Source organism: Rhodococcus sp. Ni2 (assembly GCF_021352185.1).
Lineage (GTDB): Bacteria > Actinomycetota > Actinomycetes > Mycobacteriales > Mycobacteriaceae > Rhodococcus_F > Rhodococcus_F qingshengii.
The window spans coordinates 1,319,718-1,337,486 of sequence record NZ_WOXZ01000002.1; the positions used below are offsets into that span (position 1 = coordinate 1,319,718).

The 17,769-nt window shown below is 62.4% G+C and carries 20 protein-coding genes; 13 read left to right on the forward strand and 7 right to left on the reverse strand.

The window, feature by feature from the left end:
* The first annotated feature begins 57 nt into the window (after nucleotides 1-57).
* Entirely contained in the window at nucleotides 58-1,431 is a 1,374-nt protein-coding gene (locus tag GN300_RS19845; protein WP_003941844.1) for a GAF domain-containing sensor histidine kinase, read from the forward strand.
* Nucleotides 1,428-2,111, forward strand: coding sequence for a response regulator transcription factor (locus GN300_RS19850; protein ID WP_003942005.1), 684 nt, complete (start codon nucleotides 1,428-1,430; stop codon nucleotides 2,109-2,111). Before GN300_RS19845 ends, GN300_RS19850 begins: the two co-directional genes overlap by 4 nt.
* Here GN300_RS19850 and GN300_RS19855 read toward each other — a convergent pair.
* Nucleotides 2,108-2,647, reverse strand: a complete 540-nt coding sequence (locus GN300_RS19855) for a hypothetical protein (RefSeq protein WP_007728324.1) — start codon at nucleotides 2,645-2,647, stop codon at nucleotides 2,108-2,110. The two genes, GN300_RS19850 and GN300_RS19855, sit on opposite strands and share 4 nt — an antisense overlap.
* A gap of 83 nt (nucleotides 2,648-2,730) precedes the next feature.
* The gene (locus GN300_RS19860) at nucleotides 2,731-3,225 is read right to left on the reverse strand and encodes a GbsR/MarR family transcriptional regulator (protein WP_047268922.1); all 495 of its coding nucleotides are present in this window, start codon (nucleotides 3,223-3,225) and stop codon (nucleotides 2,731-2,733) included.
* Nucleotides 3,226-3,293: 68 nt separating this feature from the next.
* On the opposite strand from GN300_RS19860, the gene GN300_RS19865 reads away from it, so the two are divergent.
* Together GN300_RS19865 and GN300_RS19870 are read left to right on the forward strand one after the other, a co-directional pair.
* The gene (locus GN300_RS19865) at nucleotides 3,294-4,229 is read left to right on the forward strand and encodes an ABC transporter ATP-binding protein (protein WP_003942009.1); all 936 of its coding nucleotides are present in this window, start codon (nucleotides 3,294-3,296) and stop codon (nucleotides 4,227-4,229) included.
* On the forward strand, nucleotides 4,226-5,896 hold the full coding sequence (locus GN300_RS19870) for an ABC transporter permease (RefSeq protein ID WP_063314736.1): 1,671 nt from the start codon (nucleotides 4,226-4,228) through the stop codon (nucleotides 5,894-5,896). The genes GN300_RS19865 and GN300_RS19870 overlap by 4 nt, the downstream gene beginning before the upstream one ends.
* Nucleotides 5,897-5,908: 12 nt before the next feature.
* Here the strand turns inward: GN300_RS19870 and GN300_RS19875 are convergent, their stop codons facing one another.
* Nucleotides 5,909-6,697 carry a thioesterase family protein gene (locus tag GN300_RS19875; RefSeq protein WP_042920993.1) on the reverse strand — a complete coding sequence of 263 codons (789 nt, stop codon included), beginning with the start codon at nucleotides 6,695-6,697 and terminating at the stop codon, nucleotides 5,909-5,911.
* A 233-nt stretch (nucleotides 6,698-6,930) separates the two neighbouring features.
* Nucleotides 6,931-7,407 (reverse strand): MaoC/PaaZ C-terminal domain-containing protein, encoded by a 477-nt coding sequence (locus GN300_RS19880; protein ID WP_007728315.1) that lies wholly within the window; start codon nucleotides 7,405-7,407, stop codon nucleotides 6,931-6,933.
* A 110-nt stretch (nucleotides 7,408-7,517) separates the two neighbouring features.
* Between GN300_RS19880 and GN300_RS19885 the strand changes: the two genes are divergently transcribed.
* Nucleotides 7,518-7,943: a DUF6314 family protein gene (locus tag GN300_RS19885; RefSeq protein ID WP_054781287.1), complete on the forward strand. Its 426-nt coding sequence runs from the start codon at nucleotides 7,518-7,520 to the stop codon at nucleotides 7,941-7,943.
* Between the two features lie 16 nt (nucleotides 7,944-7,959).
* Here the strand turns inward: GN300_RS19885 and GN300_RS19890 are convergent, their stop codons facing one another.
* Entirely contained in the window at nucleotides 7,960-8,172 is a 213-nt protein-coding gene (locus GN300_RS19890; protein WP_003942061.1) for a molybdopterin-binding protein, read from the reverse strand.
* A gap of 141 nt (nucleotides 8,173-8,313) precedes the next feature.
* On the opposite strand from GN300_RS19890, the gene GN300_RS19895 reads away from it, so the two are divergent.
* The gene (locus GN300_RS19895) at nucleotides 8,314-8,517 is read left to right on the forward strand and encodes a DUF4287 domain-containing protein (RefSeq protein WP_007728313.1); all 204 of its coding nucleotides are present in this window, start codon (nucleotides 8,314-8,316) and stop codon (nucleotides 8,515-8,517) included.
* Between the two features lie 6 nt (nucleotides 8,518-8,523).
* Here the strand turns inward: GN300_RS19895 and mftM are convergent, their stop codons facing one another.
* Entirely contained in the window at nucleotides 8,524-9,357 is an 834-nt protein-coding gene (mftM, locus tag GN300_RS19900) for a mycofactocin oligosaccharide methyltransferase MftM (RefSeq protein WP_058038123.1), read from the reverse strand.
* Nucleotides 9,358-9,386: 29 nt separating this feature from the next.
* Nucleotides 9,387-9,986, reverse strand: coding sequence for a mycofactocin system transcriptional regulator (gene mftR / locus GN300_RS19905; protein ID WP_007728311.1), 600 nt, complete (start codon nucleotides 9,984-9,986; stop codon nucleotides 9,387-9,389).
* Between the two features lie 150 nt (nucleotides 9,987-10,136).
* On the opposite strand from mftR, the gene mftA reads away from it, so the two are divergent.
* The 7 genes from mftA to GN300_RS19940 all read left to right on the forward strand — a co-directional run bounded on the left by mftA (nucleotide 10,137) and on the right by GN300_RS19940 (nucleotide 17,763).
* On the forward strand, nucleotides 10,137-10,232 hold the full coding sequence (gene mftA / locus GN300_RS19910; RefSeq protein WP_063836238.1) for a mycofactocin precursor MftA: 96 nt from the start codon (nucleotides 10,137-10,139) through the stop codon (nucleotides 10,230-10,232).
* Entirely contained in the window at nucleotides 10,217-10,504 is a 288-nt protein-coding gene (mftB, locus tag GN300_RS19915; protein WP_007728309.1) for a mycofactocin biosynthesis chaperone MftB, read from the forward strand. The genes mftA and mftB overlap by 16 nt, the downstream gene beginning before the upstream one ends.
* Before the next feature lie 76 nt (nucleotides 10,505-10,580).
* Nucleotides 10,581-11,798, forward strand: a complete 1,218-nt coding sequence (gene mftC / locus GN300_RS19920; protein WP_003942089.1) for a mycofactocin radical SAM maturase — start codon at nucleotides 10,581-10,583, stop codon at nucleotides 11,796-11,798.
* A 55-nt stretch (nucleotides 11,799-11,853) separates the two neighbouring features.
* On the forward strand, nucleotides 11,854-13,032 hold the full coding sequence (gene mftD, locus GN300_RS19925; RefSeq protein WP_003942047.1) for a pre-mycofactocin synthase MftD: 1,179 nt from the start codon (nucleotides 11,854-11,856) through the stop codon (nucleotides 13,030-13,032).
* A 26-nt stretch (nucleotides 13,033-13,058) separates the two neighbouring features.
* Entirely contained in the window at nucleotides 13,059-14,990 is a 1,932-nt protein-coding gene (locus tag GN300_RS19930; RefSeq protein ID WP_063314735.1) for a mycofactocin system FadH/OYE family oxidoreductase 1, read from the forward strand.
* Complete coding sequence (locus tag GN300_RS19935) at nucleotides 14,987-15,814, forward strand: mycofactocin-coupled SDR family oxidoreductase (protein WP_063314734.1); 828 nt, start codon at nucleotides 14,987-14,989, stop codon at nucleotides 15,812-15,814. The genes GN300_RS19930 and GN300_RS19935 overlap by 4 nt, the downstream gene beginning before the upstream one ends.
* Nucleotides 15,814-17,763 (forward strand): mycofactocin system FadH/OYE family oxidoreductase 2, encoded by a 1,950-nt coding sequence (locus GN300_RS19940; RefSeq protein WP_063314733.1) that lies wholly within the window; start codon nucleotides 15,814-15,816, stop codon nucleotides 17,761-17,763. Before GN300_RS19935 ends, GN300_RS19940 begins: the two co-directional genes overlap by 1 nt.
* Nucleotides 17,764-17,769 lie beyond the last annotated feature (6 nt).

The following is a 17,769-nucleotide window of genomic DNA, read 5'->3' on the forward strand; positions in this document are numbered from 1 at the left end:
GATGGACGCTGTGAAGATGGACGCTGTGAAGAGGGCCGCTGTGAATTGGTGCAGGCGATGACCGCGGACCTGTCCCGGCTCACCGGATTACGATCGGGTAAGAGTTCGTTCTACCCGCAGTATCGCGGTGCGGCCGAGCGCCTCGAACGCGTCGTGCATGCCTTGGAGTTGATCTCGCGGGCTTTGGTGCGCACCGTCGAGGGGCCGGAAACCCTCGTCTGCGCGGTCGCGGAAGCTGCCCGTGCGCATCTGAGTGCCAACTGGATAGTCTTCGCCTTGGCTGACGGAACTTTGCCCGACGCCGGACCACGGCGACTGGTTCTCGGCCCGGACGCCACCCCTTTTCTGGTCGACAACGTCGAGGGGCCGCCACTTCCGGAGGATGTCGTCGAATGCCTCGACGACATCCGGTACGGAAGAATCGAATCCAACTCGGTGATCGACGCGCACTACGCGTTTGTGCCGATCGTGCTCGGTGGCGGCGTGGTAGGTGCCTTTGCGGCCTGGACGCCGGCCAACCGAACCCTCGACACGACGGACGGAGCCGTGCTCAGCATTCTGGCCAGCCAGACTGCTGTGGCTCTGCAGAATTCGGCGCTCTATCAGCGCGGACAACTACTGCTCGAGCGTGCCGAAGATGCGTATGCGGAGGCCAATCGTACTGCAGCCGACCTTGCGGTGCGCAACAGCGAATTGGAGTCCACTCAGCGTCAACTCGGAGTGGCGCACCGGCACCAAGTGGTCGACGACGAACGTCACCGGATCGCCCGCGAACTGCACGACAGTGTGACACAGGCGGTGTTGTCGGCCGGCATGCAGATCGAGGTCTGCCGGAGTGACATCCCGGAGGCTGAACGCAGTGAAAGACTGGACTTGGCAAAGGATTTGACCAGGAGGGCGGTCGAGCAGCTTCGTTCGGCGATCTACGCGCTCAATCATTCGTCGGACGCGGACCGGACGTCGTTGCCCGAGATGCTCGAGCAGCTCGGCGTGGTTCACATGCCGGACGAGTTGGCGGTGAGCGTTCGCGTCGGCGGTACCCCGACCGAACTTCCGGGCGATGCCGAACACGCTCTTCTCCGGATCGCGGGGGAAGCGCTCTTCAATGCAGCGGTCCATGCTCACGCGAATCGGGCGGTGCTTCGTCTGACCTATCGGGCGGACTCCGTGTTGCTGTCGGTCTCCGACGACGGTGACGGCGACCCTGCGCGAATGCGTCTGATCCTCAAACTCGCAGCCACCAACGACGTCGACGGCCGCCATCGCGGTCTCGCGAACATGCAGGCGCGAACACTCGAGTTGGGTGGTGCGCTCGAAGTACGGCGCGCGCGGATCGGTGGGATTCAGATTCTCGTGCGACTACCACTGCCGTTCGACTCGGGCATGGAAAACCTTTGCTCCACCACTGAAATCGAGAGCGAGGAATCATGACCACTGCGCGTCCCGTCATCACCCGCGGAGCATCGCCGGTTCAGGGATTGGTTCGAATCGTCCTGGTCGACGACCATGCAATTCTGCGGCAAGGGCTCCGCTCCGTTCTCGAGCGCGAAAGCGATCTCGAGATCGTGGGGGAGGCTTCGTCCCTCGCCGAGGCACTCGCCGTGGTCGACAAGGTCGGCCCGGACATCGTCCTGATGGATCTCAAACTCTCCGCCAGTTCCGACTACGAGGGACTGACCCTGTGTGGCCAGCTGTCCTCGGCGCATCCCGGCCTCGGACTGTTGGTTCTCACCACGTTTCTCGACGATCAACTGGTGGTGCGAGCGGTGCACGCGGGTGCTCGCGGCTATGTCGTCAAAGACGTCGACACCACCGAATTGGTGCGTGCGATCAGGGCGGTCTCGCGGGGTGAGAGTGCGTTCGATTCGCGCAGCGCGTCAGCTGTCGTGCGATCGCTCAACGGGCAGTCGTCGTCGAAAGAACGATTGACCGATCGCGAACTCGAAGTGCTCAGACTCCTCGCAAACGGCTTGTCCAACATCAAAATCGGTGAGAGATTGTTCATCTCACCGACCACCGTCAAGTTTCACGTCAGCAACATCATGCGCAAACTCGAGGTGAGCCGTCGAGCAGAGGCCGTCTACGCCGCGAGTAAGCAAGGTCTGATCTAGCTCTGCTCGGAGACCGTCCAGGCGCGCAGCGCTTGATGCTGTAGGAGGAGCACGCTCGAACGAGTTGTGCGCAGAGTCGATGCGGTCATCTCGGCAGTCAGACCCACTGCGATTCGTAGTACCAGAACCTCACGTTGGTCGTCGGTCAGGCGGCGCGGGCGTTTGAATTGTCCGTCGATGTTGCGTGACTGGGGAATTGACGCAATTCGTCGAGAGGCCAACTCGTACGCGAAGGTCTCGATGCGTGTGTCGGCCGAGATCGTGTCGGACATTCGTGTGACGACGTCCAGGGTGCATTGGTGGGCGAGATCGTCGGCGAACGTCGCGACGGGCGTCCCGAGGAGTCTGGCGCGATAGTAGAGAACGACGCGAGGGTGCAACCGGGCCAGTAGTTTCGACAATGCATGGTGATCACCGGCGAATGCCTCGGCGGCGGTGCGATTCAGGGAAATCGATCGTTCACAGGTTTCGGGTGAAGCGGTACGCGCGAAGGGTGGAGTCGGTGAAGTGTTCGCGCCCCTGATCGACAGCTTCATCAGCAACTCCTCGATTACACCGCACCTGACCATGCTGGAACGAGAATTGAGGTACCCCGCCGAAATTGCGGGTAAACCTGAAGTTACCTGCCAGGTGTCCGGTCTTTTCGCCGGGAGCGCCAGTCCGCGAGCATTCGCGGCATTTCCGCGGCCATGAAGTCGAAGAAGTCGCGCAGATCTGCCATTCGATCGCCGGCTGTTGTTCCTTCACCGAGGACTCGTATGCCCTCGTCCGCAACTGCCGAGACCTGGTAGAGCGAGGACTGTTTCGTGACAAACGCGTCGGCCCACATGTCGACGCTGACGCAGTAGTGCTGACGCCGCGATCCGGGGACGGCCACACGCTCGATCAATCCGACTTGCTGGAGGTATCTGACGGCTCCGGAAATGGCGGCGGGGCTCACTCCCAACCGAGATCCGAGATCTCCTGGCGTGGACGAGGGTGCCTCGCTGGTCATCAACGCGGCCCAGACGCGGGCGGGCATCGGCGGAAAACCCATGTTGCTCAGTACGAGTGAGAGTCGCTCGACATAGTGTCGGCTCTCGTCCGGTGCAACGGTGTGGCTGGTGTCGGTCATCGGAACCCTTCGATCTTTCCGTCTTTTCTATCTTCACACATTTGTGAAATCGGCGTACGGTCAAATTCATGGGTGCGGCAATTTCAGTGAAAAGCCTCGTCAAGACCTTCGGTACCACCCGCGCGCTGGACGGCCTCGACCTCGACGTCTCGACGGGTGAAGTGCACGGATTCCTGGGGCCGAACGGTTCCGGAAAGTCCACCACTATTCGGGTGCTCCTCGGCCTGCTCCGCTCGGACTCCGGAGACGCAACCGTTCTCGGCGGCGATCCGTGGCGAGACGCTGTCACTTTGCATCGACGTCTCGCCTATGTGCCTGGCGACGTGAATCTGTGGCCCAACCTCACCGGCGGTGAGGCTATCGATCTGTTGGCGGGCCTGCGCGGTGGCCTGGACCGAAAACGCCGCAGCGAGTTGCTCGATCGCTTCGAATTGGACCCGACCAAGAAGGCGCGCACGTACTCGAAAGGTAACCGGCAGAAGGTTGCACTCGTGGCCGCGTTCTCGTCCGACGTCGACCTTTACGTCCTCGACGAACCCACATCGGGGCTCGACCCGTTGATGGAGGCGGTATTCCAGGACTGCGTCGAGGAGGTGGCTCACGCCGGAAAGACGGTACTGCTGTCGAGCCATATCCTCGCCGAGGTCGAAGCGCTGTGCGATCGTGTGAGCATCATCCGCGACGGGCGGACGGTGGAAGAGGGAACACTGTCCGAACTCAGGCATCTCACGCGCACGTCCGTCGCGGCGGAGACGCAGCGTCCGATCGGTGGACTCGACGGACTCGGCGGTGTCCACGACGCGGTGATCGACGGTAACCACGTCACCTGCGAAGTCGACAGCGCGCAACTCGGACCACTCATGACGTACTTGGTCGGATTCGGAATCGTGGCGCTCACTTCCACTCCGCCGACTCTCGAAGAACTTTTCTTGCGGCATTACGGTGACGAACGGGCCAGGGAGACTTCGGTACACCTGCGAGCCGAGACCGGAGTACGGCCGTGACCGTTGTTGTCGAGGCCGCTCCACCGGTACCGGCCTCGGCAAGTCAATTCACCGGCACACGCCGACTGGTTCGGCTGGCTTTGCGGCGGGACCGAATTCAGCTCTCCGTGTGGGTTATCTCCATCGTCTTGTTCATGCTGCTGGTTGTCGCCAGTGTGACCGGGCTGTACTCGACACCCGAGGAATTACGAAACATCGCAGTCAGTTCCGCGGTATCGCCGGTCGCGCTGGCGACCAACGGGATCGTGTCCGGTGATTCGCAGGGCGCGATAGTCGCCAGTCAGTCGGTGCTCGTGTTCGCGTTGGTGGCCGCATTGATGAGCACCCTTGCGGTGGTTCGCCATACGCGACAGAACGAGGAGACCGGCCGAGCCGAGATGATCGGTGCAGCGGTGGTAGGTCGACGAGCGCTCCTGACCTCCGCATTGATCGTAACCGTCGGTGCGAACGTCGTTCTTGCACTGGGAATTGCACTGGGATCGATCGCCGTCGGTTTGCCTGTCGTCGGTTCGTTCGCGTTGGGCGCCTCGATAGGTGGGACCGGAATCGCGTTTGCCGGAGTGGCAGCCGTGACGGCGCAGATCACCGACGGTGCTCGTACGGCCAACGGCCTGGCGGGTGCCGCGATCGGCGTTGCGTTCATGCTGCGCGCGATCGGCGACGTGAACAGTACGGTCGTCGACGACGGAACTCGCGTGGTCAGTGGCTGGTTGTCGTGGCTCTCGCCGATCGGATGGGCACAACAGATCAGACCTTTCGACGACGACGCCTGGTGGATCCTGTTGTTGCTGATCGGATTCGCGGCTGTGCACGTGGTGGTGGCTTTTGTTCTCATCGGCCATCGCGATCAGGGAGCGGGACTCGTTCAGCCCCGACCCGGCCCGCCAGTCGCGGCATCGTGGCTACCGTCGGCCTGGGGCCTGGCGTGGCGCATGCAGCGAATGACGATGTTCTGGTGGATCTTTGCCGTTGTCATACTCGGGTTCGCGTACGGCGCTGTGGGCAACGAGATCGACGCGATGGTGGGATCGTCGCAGCAGACCGCGGAGATGTTCGAGAAACTTGGCGGCGGCGGATCGGATCTGGTGGATTCCTACTTGGCCACTGCTCTGGGGCTCACGTCGATAGTCATCGCGGCGTATTCGGTCCAGAGTCTTCTCCGGATGCGGGGCGAGGAAACATCGGGACGGCTGGAACCGTTGCTGGCAACGTCTTTGTCGCGGTGGAGGTGGATGCTTTCCCACCTGGGTGTGGTTGTGGGCGGCGTGATCCTCGCGCACGTCTTGATGGGTGCCTTCACCGGTTTTGCCTTCGGGCTCGTCACGGACGACATCGGCGGCAACACACTTCGTATGACTGGCGCCGCGTTGGCCTATCTGCCTGCGGTGCTCGTAGTCGTGGGGTTGGTGTCGTTGGCTTTCGGACTGTTTCCGACGTACGCGTCGGCGCTCTCCTGGGGAATCTTGGCGGCATGCATCGTGCTCGGGCAACTCGGCACGTTGCTGAAGCTTCCGCAGGTAGTGCTGGATCTGTCGCCCTACACTCACGTGCCGGGTGCCCCTGCCGAGCCAGTGACAGTTCTGCCACTGCTGGCAATGATCGTTGTGGCAGTGGTGCTTTCGACAGCATCGCTTGTTGCGTTCCGTCGTCGCGACCTCCAGGTGTAGGAGAGCTGAAACTCAACTCAGAATTCGACGAAGCTGGCGAGCCCGAGCAGCAAGTCGTCCGGTCGAGTCGAATAGTTCGGATTCGTCAACACAGAGAGTGTCCGTCGCCCAGGCAGTCCCGTGGCGTAGGCGATACCACGGTGACAGCGTTCGGGGATCTGCCGTGAGGTGCTCCGGGGTGAAATGCGCGGTGAACTCGATGGTCGGTATGGCCACGGGCATCGTCAGTGTCGCGAACAGTCCGGGCGGAAGCGCGTCGAGAAGGACCGCGGCGCGCTCTTGGGCCGTGAAATCGAGGTCTGTGAGCAGGCGGATCCAGACGTCGAATTCAGGGGAGTCGCCACCGGCGAACGGCCTCGCGGAATTGATCGGCCGGATGTCGAGGTGCTGGGCGAACGGCACAAAATCCACCGGGATCTCCAGCGGCGGCAGGGTTGACGGGTCGGCCGGAGCCGGTTCGGCGACAGGGGCGGACATTGTTGTAGCTCCTATGTCGCGGGCCAACCGAACGAGAGCGGATCCCGAACCGGTCAGCGTGACGTGGCAACTGACGGTCCGCCCGCCCCGCATCTCGCCGACAGTCAACTCGGCCGGCCCAGGAGGAACGGGGCGGTCCAGATGCGCCGTGACTGCCAGCGGTTCGGCTCCGGACGCGTCGGCCGCCACCCGCAGCATCCGTGCAATTGCGAGTCCGCCCTGGATGCCGTCGAAACTCCGCCAACTGGAGTCGAATTCGGTGTGATGACGCGCTGCGTCGGTCGACGGCGCGGCCGCCACTGATGCCTGACTAGTAATTGCCATAGTCAGCACCCTAGGTGCTGACTATGGCTATGGCAAGCTAGGTTCTATTCGGGAGTGCTGGACGACCCACCGAAGAGCATGTAGATGAGGATCTGAAGAATGCCGAGAGGATTGATCTCGCCGAGGCTGCTCATGTGTGAGGAACTCCTGATTGCAGGGATGGGTATTGTTGCGTCGCAACGTCACTGAAAGTACGGCAATTCGGACAGTGTGGTGCGAAATTTACCGATAATTCACTGTCCGCGAGTCGAGCGGCAGTGCAGGTAGGCGTCAGTGACCACGTCGAGAACGCGATTGCCGTGTGCATCGACCAATTTCGCTGTGATGGTCACCAATCCTCGCGCGCGATTGTCGAACACGACGTTGTCGACGGTGACCTTTCCGCTCAGGGTGTCACCGGGGCGAAGCGGACGGAGGAAGCTCACGTCGCGCATGGTTTTCCCGGCGATCACGTTCCACTGGTCGTAGAGACTGGCGACCACCAACTTCTGGCAGATCGACAGGGTGTGCAGCCCGCTGGCGATCAACCCGCCGAAGACGCCGGACTCGGCGGCTTCCTTGTCGACGTGAAACCACTGGGGATCCCACTGTGTTGCGAACTCGACGATTTCCTCTTCGGTCACCGAATACGAACCCAATGGGATCACTTGGCCGATCTCGAGATCCTCGGCGAACACTGCGCGTTTGTGAAGGGCGGCCGAATCGTTCATGGTTGTGAAAATCTCCTGCGTGTTCCGGGTGTACTCGGAACATACTCTCGCAGTGTGTTCGAGTCGGTCTCCGGTGTCGTCGGGCAATGCAGGGTCACTAGAATCGCCACATGGTCGACGACGCGAAAATCGAGCCGAGGGCGCTGGTAGGAAAGTGGCACTTCGAGCGGGACATCGTCGACCGCCTTTCCGGTTCCACCAAGCTTGTATTCGGCGAGACCACTATCACCGACGCCGGTGACGGTCGGATGCGCTGGTACGAGAGCGGCACGCTGCGTGACGGCGACCTGGAATTACCCGTGTTCCGAACTCTGTTCGTTGCCGAGCGCGGCCTCGAGTGGGCCGTGACATTCGAAGACGGCAGAGAGTTCCACGACTGGGCGCCGGGGGAGGAAGTCGAGCACCTGTGCGGTGCGGATACCTACCGCGGGCGAATCGACGTCACTGCCGGAGATCGATCGACCTGGACTGTCGTCTGGACCGTGACGGGGCCGAGCAAGGACTACACGATGACCACGCATCTCACCCGGCCCTGATCACATCGCTCGCCAGTTACTCGACGCCGATCGTCACCTCGGTGGACTTCACGAATACCGTTGCGGCTTGGCCTGGTTCAAGATCGAGATCCAGTGCGGCATCGCGGGTGATCGACGAGGTCACAATCTGATTCCCGCCGTCCAACTTCACCTTGACCGTCGCCATGACGGTGCCGAGGTTGACCTCGGTGATGGTGCCGGTGAGTTGATTTCGTGTGGACAGTCGCATCGCTGAACTCCTGTGCTCTCGGGTGGGTGTTCTTCGACCATAATGCGATGGTCGCGTATCTACCCAGCGATTCCGCAGGTGCGGACATGCGGGCGCCGCCGGTGCGCGAATATTGTCGGGCGGTGGAGGTAGATTCCGGTCATGACTGAACCCGTGAAAGGCCCGGCGTCGTATTTTCCGTCGATCGAGAAGAAGTACGGTCGGCCGATCGGTGAATGGCAAGAGCTGATCAGAAGCTCAGACCTCACGAAGCACATGGAATTGGTCAACTGGTTGAAGTCGGAGCACGGTATGGGTCATGGGCACGCGAATGCGCTTGTCGCCCATACGCTGAAAGAAGGGTAGTTCTTTTCAGGCGGCCGAAGCGTCCAGCACCAACCAGCCGCCGTGATGCTCGAATACCTCGAACGGCACACGGCTCTGCCGGCCGACCGCACGCAGTGACTCGAGATCGAAAGTGCGGATGTGGCCGTGGCACGCGGTGGCTTCGTCTTCGAAGGGGACGGCAATGACGACCCGTTGACGCGCGATCCGGAGTGCTTGCGCGATCACGGCCTCGCCGACTGCGTCGTCGACGTGTTCGAGGAGATGAATCGCGGTGACGGTGTCGGCGCTGTTGTCCGGTGCCGGTACTTCACCCGCGTCGCAGATCACCGTGTCGATCGTGATGCCGAGTTCGGGGGCAACCGCGTCGAGCAGGATCATCGTTCCGGGCAGGATGTCCGTGGCGGTCACGTCCATTCCGGCGCGCGCGAGCCGCAGGGGCAGGAAACCGAAGCAGGAACCCAGATCGAGCACGGAACCGCGGACCAACTCTTCGGCTTTGTCGTGAATCGGCGCGAAATCTGCAGTGCCGTCCAGTAGTTCGGCAAGGGAGTTCCGGTAGTAGGTGGTCCAGGATTCGAGAGCGCCGTCCACGGTGGAGCGAACCAGGCCGACCATCGTCAACTCGAATTCGTCCTGACCGAACTCCGCGTCCTGGATCGACGAGGTGACTCCGGCGACGAGTCGCTCACTCAGATCGGCGGGAGTGAGGGAGTGCCTGACGTGGAGGCGACCGCCTCGGCGATCGAGCGAGATCGGACCGGACTCGACGCGTTCGACGGTGACATGCCCGAACGACCACAAGCCCGGCGTCGACGGCGCCAGGGAATCCAGGACGGGTTCGTTCGTGATGGTGGACATGATCGCCTTTCTCAGGTGGTGATGCTTTCTCAGGTGCTGATACCGGTCCGCAGGGACTGCGTACCTGTTTTCAAGAGTTCCGGTAGCTCGAGTGAATCGTCGGTGAGCCACTGCTCGTACGCCGACATCGCGACCCCGAGCAGAAGATAGCCGACCGTGCGTGGGCCGTGATCGGTCGGCTCGAGATTCATTCGGCGTGCGACGTAGTCGGCGACCACCTGCCGCCAACCTTCGTACATCACCACAGAGTATGCCTGAAGCGTCGGAACTTCGAGGATCAATTCCATCCGTTTGCGATGTACCGCAGTCTCTTCCGGTGGGAAGGTGTTGAACGTCAACAATGCGGATTCGAGTGCGTCGACCAACGGAATATCAGCGGGCAGTGAATCCAGGTGCTCGCGCATCTCGTCGAGATGTCCGTCGAAGTCTCCCCAGGGGACGGCGTTCTTGGACGGGAAGTAGCGAAAGAAGGTCCGACGCGCGATGCCGGCGGCATCGGCTATCTGGTCGACGCTCACCTCGTTGAAGCCGACTGTCGAGAACAGTTCGATCCCGATCGTGCTGATTCCCTCCTTCGTTGTGGAGGGGCGACGACCTATCCGAGCGGACGGTTTCTTGCGGCTACGCATACTTTTTTCGCTCCATGTGTGTCATTCTGCACTCGATGCCATTACAGTGGTGAACCGAGTCACAGTGAAGTCCCACTAGTGACCACCAACTCCCAGGTTGGAAGTCTGATCTACAGACTTCCAGACGGAGTGCGACCGCAGGAGGAATCCATGTCAGATCGTGACAACAAGGCGCTCGAGAACGACCTCGTCGAGGAGTCCCTCGTGGAGGAAGTTTCCATCGACGGCATGTGCGGCGTGTACTGACCGTGTCTGCTTTGGATCTCGATGCGGGGTGGAAACTCCACCCGCAGGTAGCGCTTCGCCCCGAACCTTTCGGGGCGTTGCTCTACCACTTCGGAACACGCAAGCTGTCGTTCCTGAAGAACACGACCATCGTTGCGGTGGTCAAGGCGTTGCCAGACCATCCTGATGTCCGGTCCGCACTACGTGCGCAAGGCATCGAAGATGACGCGGCTCCCCAATATGCCCGCGCGCTGAGCACTCTCGCCGACTCGCACATGATCGTGCCTGTCTGAGCCAGACGCTCGCCCCCACGTGCGGAACAGCCCTTCCGCACGTTCGCCCGCTTCATTTCTTCGCGAGGACACAGCCATGACCTCAGTTCTTGAACAGCCCTCCCCGCCCGCCAAGGTGGGTCGCCTCGTCGATCAGTTCGAACTCGGACTCGACGCCCCCATCTGCCTGACGTGGGAACTCACCTACGCCTGCAACCTGTCCTGCGTGCACTGCCTTTCGTCGTCGGGTCGTCGTGACCCCAACGAGCTGAGCACCGAACAGTGCAAGTCCATCATCGACGAGCTGCAGCGTATGCAGGTTTTCTACGTCAACATCGGTGGCGGCGAGCCGACGGTACGCTCCGACTTCTGGGAGCTCGTCGACTACGCGACCGACCACCAGGTTGGTGTGAAGTTCTCCACCAACGGCGTGAAGATCGACAAGAAGGTCGCGGCGCGCCTCGCAGCCAGTGACTACGTCGACGTGCAGATTTCCATCGACGGTGCCACCGCTGAGGTCAATGACGCTGTGCGCGGGCCTGGTTCGTTCGCGATGGCCGAGCGCGCTCTCGCGAACCTGAAGGAAGCCGGCTTCAAGGACGCCAAGATTTCGGTGGTCGTCACGCGGCACAACGTCAGTCAGCTCGACGAGTTCAAGGCTCTCGCGGACAAGTACGACGCGACCCTGCGCATCACTCGACTGCGTCCTTCGGGCCGCGGCGCCGACGTGTGGGACGACCTGCACCCGCGTCCGGAGCAGCAGCGTGAGCTCTACAACTGGCTGGTCGCCAATGGCGAAGGCGTCCTGACGGGCGACTCGTTCTTCCACCTCTCCGCCTTCGGCGATGCACTGCCCGGTCTCAATCTCTGTGGCGCGGGCCGCGTCGTGTGCCTGATCGACCCGGTCGGTGACGTGTACGCATGCCCCTTCGCGATTCACGAGCAGTTCCTCGCCGGAAACATCGTGAAAGACGGTGGATTCCAGGAAGTCTGGCAGCACTCGGACCTGTTCGAGGAGCTGCGATCGCCCCAAACCGGTGGCGCCTGCAGCAAGTGCAACCACTACGACTCCTGCCGCGGCGGCTGCATGGCGGCCAAGTTCTTCACCGGACTGCCGATGGACGGACCTGACCCCGAGTGCGTCATCGGCAACGGTGAAATGGCACTGGCGTCGGCGGGCGAGGTCCCGAAGTCCAGTGTCGACCACTCCCGTTCCGGTCAACGTAAGACCCCGCGCGCATCGGTGCCACTGACACTGATGATGCGTCCGCCCGCCAAGATTTGTGACGAAAACCCGCTTGCGGGAATGCAGTAACTACTGCGCGATACCGACAGTGCGGCGAAAGCTGCACCCCAGAGAGGTCAGTTCAATGGCTAAGAATGCTTTCTTCGAGACGGTGGCAGAAGCACAGCGCCGTGCGAAGAAGAGGTTGCCCAAGTCCGTGTACGCGGCGTTGGTGGCGGGATCCGAGAAAGGGCTGACGGTCGACGACAACGTCGCGGCATTCAGCGAATTGGGTTTCGCTCCCCACGCTGCCGGGCTGTCGGACAAGCGCGAGATGTCCACCACCATTATGGGCCAGGACATTTCGTTGCCCGTCATGATTTCACCGACCGGTGTGCAGGCAGTGCACCCCGACGGTGAAGTAGCGGTAGCCCGTGCGGCTGCAGCACGGGGAACAGCCATCGGACTGAGTTCTTTTGCCAGCAAGTCCATCGAAGAAGTTGCCGCGGCCAACCCGCAGGTCTTCTTCCAGATGTATTGGGTCGGTAGCCGCGACGTGCTCCTGCAGCGTATGGAGCGCGCTCGCGCTGCCGGTGCCAAGGGCCTGATCATCACCACCGACTGGTCCTTCTCGTACGGTCGCGACTGGGGCAGCCCGTCCATCCCCGAAAAGATGGACCTCAAGGCGATGTTCCAGTTCGCACCCGAGGGAATCATGCGCCCGAAGTGGTTGCTCGAGTTCGCCAAGACCGGCAAGATTCCGGACCTGACCACCCCCAACCTCGCGGCTCCCGGCCAGCCTGCACCGACGTTCTTCGGCGCATACGGCGAGTGGATGCAGACTCCGCTTCCGACGTGGGAAGACATCGCCTGGCTTCGTGAGCAGTGGGGTGGACCGTTCATGCTCAAGGGCATCATGCGCATCGACGACGCCAAGCGAGCTGTCGACGCCGGTGTCTCCGCTATCTCGGTCTCCAACCACGGTGGTAACAACCTCGACGGCACCCCGGCGCCGATCCGTGTGCTCCCGGGCATTGCCGAGGCCGTGGGCGATCAGGTGGAAGTTGTTCTCGACGGCGGCATTCGACGCGGCGGCGACGTCGTCAAGGCGCTCGCACTCGGAGCCAAGGCCGTCATGCTCGGGCGCGCCTACCTGTGGGGCCTCTCGGCCAACGGCCAGGCCGGTGTCGAGAACGTGCTCGACCTCATGCGGATGGGCATCGACTCGGGGCTGATGGGCCTCGGCCACTCGTCCATCACCGAACTGAGCCCGGCGGACCTGGTGATTCCGGAAGGCTTCACACGCACATTGGGTGCCAGCTGAGATTACGGCTCCGATAGAGCTGTGAGTTGACACTCGACGAACACACGACCCTGGCCGGACGCCTCGTCCGGTCCAGGGTTGTTTTCGGTCCGCACGAGACCAATCTTGCTGTGGGACGCTCGCTTTCCGATCGGCACCGTGCGTACTACCAGCGCCGCGCCGAGGGCGGAACCGGGATCGTCGTCACCGAAGTGGCCTCGGTATCGGAGAACGACTGGCCGTACGAGCGGGCGCCGTTGGCGTCGCAATGTGGCCCGGGGTGGCAGTCGATCGCGGCTGCATGTGCTCCGTACGGAACGCTGGTTCTGGCCGGGCTCGGTCATACCGGCATGCAGGGATCGAGCGCATACTCCCAGTCGGTGCTGTGGGGACCGTCAAGAGTGGCCGACCCGGCGACGCGTGAGTTGCCGATGGCAATGGGGCAGCCGGAAATCGACCAGCTGATAGTCGGCTTCCGTGAGGCGTCGGCGCTGGCCGTCGCTTCGGGAATGGACGGAGTGGAACTCGATGCCGGTCCTCGAAGCATTCTGCGACAATTCCTTTCGGGTCTGACCAACACTCGGCAAGACCGATACGGTAGCGATCGCGTTGCTCTTGTTCGCGAGGTCATCTCGGCAGTGCGCGAGGAAGTCGGGTCGGATCACGTTGTCTCCCTGCGGTTGTCCTGTGACGAGGAAGCTCCATGGGCGGGCCTGACGCCCGATCTTGCCATCGGTCTCGCGCGTGAAGTGTCTCCGTTCCTCGATCTCCTTGTCGTCGTTCGTGGCGGACTCTATTCGTCTGACCGGTACCGCCCCGATTTTCACTGCCCGCCGAACTTCAACCTCGATCTGTGCCGTGAGATCAAGGCCGCTCTGTCGATTCCTGTTGTCGTGCAGGGGAGCGTCGTGGACATCGCCGACGCTCACGCGGCGCTGGAAGTAAGTGAGTTCGTCGAGATGACCCGGGCCCAGATCGCAGACCCGGACCTGGTCGTGAAAGCCGCGCGCGGCGATCGTCCCCGGCCGTGTGTGCTCTGCAATCAGGCGTGCCTCGTGCGTGATCCTCGCAATCCTGTCGTGACGTGCGTCGGGAATCCGAGCGCGGGTTTCGAGACGGTGGACCCCGATGAGCGAGAGCAGATTTCGACACCGGGAGCCGTGCTGGTCGTGGGGGGTGGCCCCGCTGGGATGGAAGCCGCACGGATCTCGGCGGTGGCGGGGCACTCGGTCACACTCGTCGAGAGTTCATCGCAGTTCGGCGGCATGATCCGAACTTTTGCGCGAGGTGACGGCCGTAGCCGGTTCGCACTCCTCGCGCAGTGGTTGGAGGACGAATGCCGTCGTAGCGGCGTGACGATGCGGACCGGGGCGGCGCTCGACGCCCAAGACCTGGGTGACGCACGCAGCCGGGGCGAGTTTGTTGTCGTTGCCACCGGTAGTGCTGCGAGGCCGCCGACGTATCCGGTCGACGATTCGGTTCGGTGGTTGGATGCGTCGGAAGCCTTCGAGAAGTTGAGCACCGTGGGGCCGGGTCCGGTCGCGCTGATCGATCCCCTCGGTGGACCGATCGCGGTGGCGCTCGCAGAAGCACTCGCGGCCCATGGCATCTCCGTCTCGATTGTGACTCCCGACAGCATCGTCGGTTCGAGGCTCGGTGCGAGTGGGGATCTGGTCGGTGCCAACACGCGCATCCAGCAGGCCGGGGTCACCAGGGTGCTCGCGTCACGTGTCACCGAAATCGCTCGAGGGGCCGTCTGCGTCGAACACGTCCATACCGGCGAGCGGTCGCAGCTCGAGTGCGAAGTGGTGATCGACTGCTCGCCTCGTCTGCCGAACGAAACGCTGAAGGAAGAGGCCGACATTCAGGTGGGCGACTCGGTTGCCCCGAGAACTGTTCTCGAATCCATCCGCGAAGGGCGCTTTGCAGGGTTTACTACTAGAACGAGTTTCAATTCTGCAGAGAGGGCTATCTCATGACACAGGGTTCAGTTCGTTCGCTCGAAGGTCGCGTTGCTTTCATCACCGGCGCAGCGCGCGGTCAAGGACGTGCGCACGCGGTCAAGATGGCGCGCGAGGGAGCAGCGATCATCGCGGTCGACGTATGCGCGTCGGTGGCGTCGGACAATTCCTACGACGCAGCAACTTCCGAGGACTTTGCCGAGACGATACGTCTGGTGGAAGCGGAGGGCGGGAAGATCCTCGCCCGCGAGGTCGATGTCCGTGACGGAACAGCGCTCACCGCGGTGGTCAAGGACGGCGTCGAACAGTTCGGACGTCTCGACATCGTGGTCGCCAACGCCGGGGTCTGCAACTGGAATCGATTCTGGGAAATGTCGGACGAGCAGTGGGAAACTCTGATCGACATCAACCTGACCGGAGTCTGGAAAACCCTCAAGGCCTCGGTGCCGGCGATCATCGAGGGTGGGCGCGGTGGATCGATCATCGTGGTCAGTTCGGTGGCCGGACTCAAGGCGCTGCCCGGACAGGCGCACTACGCGAGCGCCAAGTTCGGTCTCGTCGGTCTGACGCAGGCCGCGGCAAAGGAACTGGGGGAGTACAAGATCAGGGTCAACTCGATCCATCCTTACGGAGTGAATACGCCGATGGGGGTCGACCAGGGCGCTCTCGAGGTATTTGCAAAGTTTCCGCAGTACCTTCCCAACTTCACTCCGATCCTCTCGGACATCGCTTTCGCCGAACCTGACGAGATCGCCGATACCGTCCTGTGGCTCGCCGGTGACGGTTCCCGCACCGTCACGGCAAGTCATATCGCTCTCGATCAAGGAAACTCCAAGGTCTGATGACGCCGTACCCGCGCCTCTTCGCGCCACTGCGCCTGGGCAACCTGACACTCCGCAATCGGGTCGTGTTCTCCGCACACCTGACCAATTACGCGGAGAACGGGTTGCCGACGGAGCAGCACGCGGGCTACTACGAGGCGCGGGCACGCGGCGGTGCGGGTCTGATCATCACCGAGGAGCACTCGACGCATCCTTCGGATCGACCGTACGAGAAGATGATTGCGGGCTATCGGCCGGAAGCGATCGAGGGATACCGGCGGATCACCGACGCCGTTCATGCGCATGGTTCGTCGATTCTCGCGCAGATCAACCACAATGGGGGTCAGGGCGCTGGAACCTATTCGCGATCGCCGCTGTTGGCGCCGAGCGCCGTTGCGGATCCGTTGTTCCGCGAGGTGCCCAAGGCTGTCGACGACGCGGACATTGCCGAGATTCTCGCAGGGTTCGCCCTTGTTGCGCGCAACTGCGTTGCCGGTGGCTTCGACGGGGTGGAATTGCAGGCGTCGCAGTCGTCCATCGTGCGCGCGTTTCTCGCACCCTCGACCAACCTGCGCACTGATCGCTACGGCGGGGGCGTGGCGAATCGTGCGCGTTTCCTTCTCGAAGTGCTCGGGGTACTGCGTAAGGCCATCGGCCCGGATCGTGTGCTCGGTGTGCGCCTGAGTGGATACGAAGGAACGCGGGGTGGCATCGAACTGTCCGACGCGGTAACCACCGCCCAACTCATCGAAGCTGACGGTCACGTCGACTACATCAACACCACCGTCGGAATGGCCACGGAAACACTGCATCTGGTCGAAGCATCGATGGCTGTACCCACCGGCTACGCCAACTTCGTCCCGTCTGCGATCAGGGAGGTCATCGATCTTCCAGTCGTCGGAGTCGGCCGTTTCAAGACGCCGGAGCAAGCCGAAGCTGCACTCGAGGACGGTGTATGCGATCTGGTGGGCGTAGTTCGCGGGCAGATCGCCGATCCGGATTTTGTGAACAAAGCGCGTGCTGGTCAATCGGTACAGGTGCGAACCTGCCTGTCCTGCAACCAGGAATGCGTCGGGCGGATGGGTCTGGGACGTTGGTTGGGGTGCACCGCAAATCCGCGCGCTGGTCGGGAATCGGTACCGCTGCCGATGCCGCGGCGACGGGGCCGCACGGTGGTGGTGGTCGGTGGCGGCCCCGCCGGCCTGCAAGCTGCGGCTACAGCGGCCCAGCGAGGTCATGCGGTGACGCTGTTCGAGCGTGAACGAAGACTTGGGGGACAGATTCTTACCGCCTCGGTGGTACCGGCTCGCCGTGAGCTCGCCGACCTCGTCCGGAATCTCGAATCTGAGTGTCGCCGAAGTGGTGTGACGATCGAGTTGGATGCTGGAGCTGATCTCGCGATCGTGGAGGAGCGCGCGCCCGAGGTGGTCGTGATTGCAACCGGAGCGCGGCCTTTACGCCCAGCGTGGGCGGGTAGATCAGAGCGTGTGGTGGGTGTTCGAGACGTTCTCGACGGCAAGATTCTGCCGAGTGGAACGGTGCTCGTCTACGACGAACTGGGATTCCATCAAGGTACGTCGGTGGCGGAGTTCCTCGCTGATCGAGGCTGTGCCGTCACGATCGCGACCAACGGCATGGTGGTCGCGCAGGACCTGAGCATCACCCTGGATTTCGAGGGGTGGAACCGCCGAGCGTTCGAGAAGTCGATCGGTCAACGGACAGATCTGATGGTGACTTCGGTGAGCGCTGGGGCCTCGCCGCTCGTGAGCTTGGTTCACCTTCCGACGGGTGTGACCGAGGAAGTTGCAGTCGACTGGGTGGTCTTCGCGACACAGCAGGAACCTGTCGACGAGTTGTGGAACACCTTGCAGGGAAGCTGTTTCGAGAAATTTCGCATCGGTGACGCCTTGTCTCCGAGGCGTTCGCACGCGGCCGTCATCGAAGGGCATCGGGCCGCGTTGGCGATATAGTCGTCC